The organism is Pseudomonas defluvii (assembly GCF_001695625.1).
GTDB lineage: Bacteria > Pseudomonadota > Gammaproteobacteria > Pseudomonadales > Pseudomonadaceae > Aquipseudomonas > Aquipseudomonas defluvii.
In genome coordinates, this window is record NZ_MBPN01000162.1 from 1 (window position 1) to 7,139 (window position 7,139).

The 7,139-nt window shown below is 63.6% G+C and carries 6 protein-coding genes; all 6 read right to left on the reverse strand.

What is annotated here, in order from left to right:
- The coding region (locus EKA13_RS25040; protein WP_141685678.1) for a P-loop NTPase family protein at positions 1 to 200 on the reverse strand (200 nt) is incomplete at its 3' end.
- A 25-nt stretch (positions 201 to 225) separates the two neighbouring features.
- Positions 226 to 2,091, reverse strand: coding sequence for a Na+/H+ antiporter NhaA (gene nhaA / locus EKA13_RS25045; RefSeq protein ID WP_065761803.1), 1,866 nt, complete (start codon positions 2,089 to 2,091; stop codon positions 226 to 228).
- Positions 2,092 to 2,151: 60 nt separating this feature from the next.
- Positions 2,152 to 3,465 (reverse strand): replication-associated recombination protein A, encoded by a 1,314-nt coding sequence (locus EKA13_RS25050; protein ID WP_009459628.1) that lies wholly within the window; start codon positions 3,463 to 3,465, stop codon positions 2,152 to 2,154.
- A gap of 51 nt (positions 3,466 to 3,516) precedes the next feature.
- Positions 3,517 to 4,824 carry an NAD(P)/FAD-dependent oxidoreductase gene (locus EKA13_RS25055; protein WP_019726352.1) on the reverse strand — a complete coding sequence of 436 codons (1,308 nt, stop codon included), beginning with the start codon at positions 4,822 to 4,824 and terminating at the stop codon, positions 3,517 to 3,519.
- Between the two features lie 18 nt (positions 4,825 to 4,842).
- A complete protein-coding gene (fghA, locus tag EKA13_RS25060; RefSeq protein ID WP_007182551.1) occupies positions 4,843 to 5,673 on the reverse strand; it encodes an S-formylglutathione hydrolase in 831 nt (276 codons plus the stop codon).
- Positions 5,674 to 5,731: 58 nt separating this feature from the next.
- Entirely contained in the window at positions 5,732 to 7,066 is a 1,335-nt protein-coding gene (locus tag EKA13_RS25065) for a DUF3422 family protein (protein WP_019726353.1), read from the reverse strand.
- Between the last annotated feature and the right edge of the window lie 73 nt (positions 7,067 to 7,139).

The following is a 7,139-nucleotide window of genomic DNA, read 5'->3' on the forward strand; positions in this document are numbered from 1 at the left end:
CGTCGCTGGGCCTCGGCATAGATGGTGCCGAAGGCCAGCGAGGACTTGCCGGAGCCGGAGACACCCGAGAACACCACCAGCGCGTTACGCGGGATGGAGACGTCCACCTCCTTGAGGTTGTTCTCGCGCGCGCCACGCACCTGCACGAGGCCGCTGGCCGCAGCGGTACAAGAGGATTCACCGAAAGAATTGTTTGGCATGTTCTTATCCTGTAGTTCGTCCCGCTCAGGACGGGACTTCCTGAGTTCGGGTGCCGCGGCGGCTGGCTTCTAGCGCTGCGGTGACAGTGCGGGCGTCGTAGCTGCCGCGCAGACGACGACCCTCGACGAAGAACGTCGGCGTGGCGTGCGCACCGCTGGCGACCGCACTGGCGAGGTCGCGCTCGACACGCTCGATCACCGCGGTGCTGTCGAGATCCGCGATGAACCGTTCGACGTCGAGCCCAAGCTCGGCGGCGTAGCCGATCAGATGCTCGCGCTCCAGCGCATGCTGACGGGTGAACACGAAGTCCAGCCACGGCCAGAACATCCCCTGGTTCGCCGCTGCCTCGGACGCCCTCGCGGCAATCGGCCCGTGCGGGTGGTGCGGCAGATGGCGCACCACATACCGCAGGTCGTCACCGAAGTGGGCGCGCAGATCCTCCCAAGAACCGGTAGCATGCGCACAGTACGCGCACTCGAAGTCCACGTACTCCACCAGCGTGAGCTGCGCGTCCTCCGGCCCGCGGATGTGATCGATCTCCGGATCGACCGGCGGCTCAAGCACCATCGGCAGATCGGCGGTCTCCTCACCCCACCTGCGAGCGGCAACCTTGAAGATAAGCCACCCGAGCAACGTGGCGAACACCATCGACACGAGCACGCCGACCGTCGCCTGGCGGCCCAGGTCGGAGGTCGTGCCGAACGCGAGCCCGATGATGAGCAGCGACACGGTGAACCCGATCCCGGACAGTGCCGCACCACCGAACACGCTCCCCATTCCGACACCCGCCGGCAGGCGCCCCAGGCCGAGGCGGACCGCGGCGAGAGTGATGAGCCCGATGCCCAGGAGCTTGCCGAGCACGAGCCCCGCGATGACGCCCCAGGTCACGGGCGAGTCGAAGGCCTCAGCGAGCAGCCCACCACGCAGGTCCACCCCGGCGTTCGCCAAGGCGAACACCGGCACGATCAGCAGCGCTGTCGGCAGCCGCAGGAACTCGTGCAGCCGCTCGTTCACCGAGATACCCCGGGACAGCCCGCAGTCCACCGCGCGAGCCGATGCGGCACTCGGAGACTGCCAGAAGTCACGGAACAACTGTCTTGCCGCTACGACCTTGTGACGTTGCGTTGCGTAGGCGGGGATCAGGAGCCCCGCGGCCATCCCGGCGAGGGAGGCATGGATGCCGGAGTGCACGGCCGCGAGCCACAGCACGATCACGATCAGCACATAGGGCGTTGCCCGCCACTGGCGGTTGCGCCCTAGCAACCACAACCCGACGAGACTGGCGAGGACGATCAGCAACGGGATTACCCGGATCTCCTCGCTATAGACGATGCCGATGATGGACACGGCGAGGAAGTCATCGACCACGGTCAGGGTGAGCAAGAACACGCGCAACTGACCGGATAGCCGCGGGCCGACGATCGCCAGGGTACCCAGCATGAACGCCGTATCGGTGCCGACCACCGCCCCCCACCCGTGCAGGCCCTCACTTCCGGCCAGCCCCACGATCAGGACATACACCAGCGCGGGAAGCACTACACCCGCGACCCCCGCGATCAGAGCGAGACGGGCACGGCTGCGATCCCGGAGCGATCCGTGGGCGAACTCCTGACGCACCTCCAGGCCGATCAGGAAGAAGAAGACCACCATCAGGCCGTCGTTGACCCAGTGATGCAGGTCCATGTGCAGGCCCAGCGGCCCGAAGTCAAACCCGACGTCCAGGTGCCACAACTCGAAATAGGCATCGGATAGCGGCGAGTTCGCCCACGCCAGCGCCACGACCGTGACGATCACCAGCAGCACCGCAGCACCAGACTCCGTGCGCAGATAGCGGGCAACGCGTCCCCGGCTGATCTTCGCCGAGGATGCACCGAAAGAAGTGGCTGACATGTTCTTATCCTGTTCCTGTAGTTCGTGAAGTCGCGATGAGCCGGTTTCGGAGACGACCAGTCAGGCGTCCGCCTCTGGCAGCGTCCCATCATCCAGCGAGCGCAGCCAAGTAAGCCTTTCTCCCAGCCTGCGCTCAACACCTCTGTCCGTTGGCTGATACCAGCCCGGCCGCGCCACGCCCTCGGGAAAGTAGCTTTGCCCAGCGGCATAGCCGTTGGGCTCGTCATGGGCGTAGCGGTAGCCTTCGTGATACCCCATCTGCTGCATCAGCTTCGTCGGCGCATTGCGAAGATGGAGAGGCACAGGCAGGGAGCCGTTGTTCTTGACGAAGGCCTTCGCCTTGTTCCAGGCGGCATAGGCAGCGTTCGACTTGGGGGCGGCAGCAAGGTAGGTCGCCGCGTGGGCAATCGGTATTTCGCCTTCGGGGGAACCCAGCCTCTCATAAGCCAGCGCGGCATTGAGCGCCAGTTGCAGCGCCTGCGGGTCGGCATTGCCGATGTCTTCGCTGGCCACCACGATCATGCGGCGCGTCACCTGGCTGACGTCGCCGCTGCCGTCGAGGATGCGGGCCAGCCAGTACAGGGCCGCGTCGGGGTCGGAGCCCCGCAGCGACTTGTGGAAGGCGGAGAGCTGCCAGTAGAACTCGTCGCCGCCCTTGTCGAACCTGCGCAGTGATGGGCTGGTGGACAGTTTGGCAAACTCGCCATCGACCACGGCCTTGCCCGCGCCCGACGCAGCATTCGTCACCTGCTCAAGCAGATTGAGGAAGCGCCTGCCATCGCCATCGGCAAAGCCCTTGAGCAGATCCAGCGCGTCCGCGTCCAACGTGACGCCCTGGAGATGCGGCAGTGCGCGTTCGTAGAGCTGGTTCAGTTCGTCGCCGGACAGCGGTTCGAGGGTATAGACCTGCGCGCGCGAGAGCAGCGCGGAATTGACCGCCAGCCCCGGATGCTCGGTCGTCCCCCCCACCAGGGTCAGGAGCCCCGACTCGACATGGGGCAGTAGGGCATCCTGCTGCGCCTTGTTGAAGCGATGGATCTCATCGACGAAAAGCACCGTCGATCGACCATGGTTGTCCAGTTCTGCCTGGGCCTCGTCGATGGCTTGCCGGATGTCCTTCACCCCGGCAAGCACGGCCGAGATGGCGATGAATCGGCTGTCGGTCGCACTGGCGGCCAGGCGCCCCAGGGTGGTCTTGCCCACGCCTGGCGGCCCCCAGAGGATGAACGAGTGCAACTTGCCCGCCTCGAACGCGAGACGAAGCGGCTTGCCGGGGCCGAGCAAGTGCCGTTGCCCGACGAATTCATCCAGCGTCTTGGGCCGCAGGAGTTCGGCCAAGGGAGGCTTGGGCTTTGTCGTGAATAGATCGGTCAAGTTCCTCTCCCTGGCATTTCTGATAGTTGACGTTCCGATAACGTTGGCACCTCAATCCAGGGAGCCGGATTTGTCCAACGCCGCGGGCTCTTTGTCGCTAATCGCATGCATGATGATGCGAGAGCCGCGGTAGCCGATGCTGTGGTTCCATACCCAGCTCAAAGCGACGCTGAGACGATTTCGCGTACCGATCAGAAAGTAGATGTGCGCCAGCTTCCAGATCCACCACGCAAAGGCACCACGCAGCTTCACCCGCCCCATGTCAATCACCGCCAGGCTGCGGCCGATGGTGGCCAGGTTCCCCTGATGCCGGTATTTGAAAGGTCCGTCAGCGGGCTTGCCCTTCAAACGCCGTCCAATGAGGTTGGCGACGTACTTCCCTTGCTGTTTGGCGGCCGGGGCGATGCCCGGCACGGGCTTCCCATCGGCCATGGTGCACGAGGCTGTATCGCCGATGGCGAAGACCTCCGGCCGACCGGCCACCGTCAGGTCAGGGCCAACGACCACCCGACCCGCACGATCAGACGCAGCGCCCAGCCAGCGAGCCGCGGGAGACGCCTGGACTCCGGCGGCCCAGACGATGGTCTTGGCCGAAAGGGGCTTGCCACCGTACACCACGCCATCGGCCGAGCATTCGGTGACCGGCGTACCCAGCACGACCTCGACGCCGAGCTTTTCGAGCGCCTGGCGCGTATAGGCCGAAAGATCCTCTGGAAAGACGGACAACAGACGCGGGCCAGCCTCGATCAGTACAACCCGCGACGTGCTCGGGTCGATCGAGCGAAAGTCACGCGCCAGCGTGTCTCGTGCAAGCTCGGCGATGGTTCCGGCCAATTCAACCCCGGTGGGACCACCACCGATGATGACGAACGTCTGCAGCGCGGCACGCTGCTGAGGATCGCTCGTGCGCTCAGCCTCCTCGAAAGCCGCGAGGATTCGGCCCCGAATGGTCGTGGCATCTTCCAGCGTCTTCAACCCCGGCGCGAAAGCCCCCCATTCGTCGTGTCCGAAGTAGGCATGGGTAGCGCCTGTCGCGAGCACGAGCGTGTCGTAGGTTTGCCGCAATCCATTGTTGAGAATGACCTGACGCGCGTCCTGGTCGATACCTTCCACTTCCGCCATCAAGGTGTTCACTTCCGGGCGATTTCGGAAGAGATAGCGAATAGGCCAGGCGATCTCGGATGTCGAAAGTGACGCCCCTGCAACCTGGTAAAGCAAGGGTTGGAACAGGTGATGATTGCGCCGATCGATGATCGTCACATCGACCTCGGCACCAGCAAGCTGGTTGGCAACCTCGATCCCGCCGAAGCCCGCTCCGATAATGACGACGTGATGTCGGTTTTTGGAGGTCTTTGTCATGACCTGATCTCCTCTCTCTCAGCGTTTCAGCGCCGATGCGTGGTGTGCCATATGCTCGCCAATGAAACTGGCAATGAAGTAGTAGCTGTGGTCGTAGCCTGGGCGCAGATTCAACGTGAGCGGGTGCCCCGTCTCGTCGCAGGCCTTGCGCAGCAGGTCGGGCTGAAGCTGGCTCTCCAGGAACTCGTCGCCCAAGCCCTGGTCCACCAGCAACGGCAAACGCTCCTGCACGGTGCGAATCAGCTCCACGGTGTCGTACTGTTTCCACACCTCCCGATCGCTGCCCAGGTACGCCTCGAAGGCCTTGTGCCCCCAGGGAACCTGGGTGGGGGCGACGATGGGCGAGAAGGCCGAGACGCTTCGATAACGGCCCGGGTTGCGCAGGGCGATGACCAGAGCACCGTGTCCTCCCATGGAATGGCCGCTGATGCTCCGCTCCGCTGTCACGGGAAAGTGGGCCTCGATCAGCGCCGGCAGTTCCTGCACGACGTAGTCGTACATCCGATGATTCGCAGCCCAGGGTTCCTGTGTGGCATTGACGTAGAACCCCGCGCCCTGTCCGAGGTCATAGGCAGGATCGTCGGCAACGCCTTCGCCGCGAGCGCTGCTATCGGGCGCGACGACGGCAATGCCATGTTCGGCCGCGTAGCGCTGGACGGCGGACTTGGTGATGAAGTTCTGCTCGGTGCAGGTCAGGCCCGAAAGCCAGTACAGCACCGGCACTTTGCCGTGCTGCGCCTGCGGAGGCAGATAGACGCCGACCTTCATCGTGCAACCGAGCGTCGTCGATTCATGCTGATAAACGTCCTGCCAACCATCAAAGCTGGCGTGATGTTCGATGCGTTCCATGTAGTTCTCCTATGTTCAAAGGAACGGCGCAGCTCTCGCGCGCCAAGACGGCAGCTCGTCAGGAAGATTTCTCTTCCGCCACCGTGTCGCCGTGGGCATGCCTGATCCTGCGCACGATCCACCAGATCGTCAGCATCACCGCAGGCACCAGAACCGCCATCACCGGCGCCACGCTGTCGTGAACCATCGGAATGCCCTTGAGCAAGTAGCCGAGAAGACTCACGACGTAATAAGAAATTGCCGCGACCGACAGGCCTTCGACGGTCTGCTGAAGGCGCAATTGCATCTTGGCCCGGTTGTTCATCGACGCCAGCAGATCGCGGTTCTGGCGTTCAAGCTCAACGTCGATCCAGGAACGCAGCAACGCGATGGCCCGGGTCAGCTTGTCTGAGAGCTTGGCCTGGCGCTCCTTTACGGATTGGCATGTCCGCATGGCTGGAGCGATGCGGCGCTGCAGGAAATCCGCCCAGGTGCAGTACCCGGATACGGCCTCTTCCGAAAGCGCTGCCAGCCTTTCCTCGACGATCTCGTAGTAGGCACGGCTGGCACCGAAGCGATAGAGATTCGCCGCAACTCCAGCTTCCAGCTCGGCAGCCAGGCCGGTCAATTCGGACAGCAGCACGTCGCTGTCGCGCCGTTCCACCAAGCTCGTACACATCTCGTCGGTGATCGCCGCAAGGCGCGACTCCATGCGTCGCAGCTCCGACGTCATCGATCGTGTCAACGGCAGGGACAGCAACGCCAAGGTACGGTAGGTCTCGATCTCCAGCAGACGTTGAGCCAGCGCACCCGCCCGCGCCGGGGTCAAATCGCGGGCCAGGACGAGGATCTGCGTCAGGCCATCCTCATCCTGTCGGAAGTCGGTCAGAATGGCGGCAGAGCCGTTCTCCACCAGCGAGTAGCACAGGCTGGCAGGATCGAAGCGATCGGCCTCCTTCTCCGTTTCCGGCGTCCACGGAAGAAGTCTCAAACGGATGCCGGATACGACCGGGCCGGGAGGCACAAATCCATGCCTGAACGGGTTTTCGCCGCACGGCTCTCCCGTCTCGGAATCCAGCGAAGCGCACCAGAGATACGTCGAGAACTCGGTGTGCTTTTCACAGTGCAGGTCTCCTTCGTCCCATGTCACGCCGTGAAGCGGCGTAGCATGGTCGGGTTCGGCAACGCCGAAGCGATGAGACAACTCGCTCATCGCCATCTGATCCTTGGCCTGGTCGCCTTCGGTCATGAAAGCGAGCTGCAATATGCCGCGCGGGGCCTGAATCAACAGATGCGGGCGCGCATGCACTTCACCCACGGCGGCAGCACGATCGGTGTAGGCCGGCATGCCGTACACGGTGGCGGTCGGGGTGGGTTGTACGGTCGTCGTATTTATGTTGGCCGGCTCTTTCATAACGACCTCATTTCTTCTTGGTTGAAAAACACGCTTCAAAGCAAATGCCCGCAGCCATGCGTTTCGCACATGG

Bases quoted from the DNA above. Each gene is read 5' to 3' on its own strand.
- nhaA (WP_065761803.1), bottom strand. From the start codon at position 2,091: ATGTCAGCCACTTCTTTCGGTGCATCCTCGGCGAAGATCAGCCGGGGA.
- EKA13_RS25055 (WP_019726352.1), bottom strand. From the start codon at position 4,824: ATGACAAAGACCTCCAAAAACCGACATCACGTCGTCATTATCGGAGCG.
- fghA (WP_007182551.1), bottom strand. From the start codon at position 5,673: ATGGAACGCATCGAACATCACGCCAGCTTTGATGGTTGGCAGGACGTT.
- EKA13_RS25065 (WP_019726353.1), bottom strand. From the start codon at position 7,066: ATGAAAGAGCCGGCCAACATAAATACGACGACCGTACAACCCACCCCG.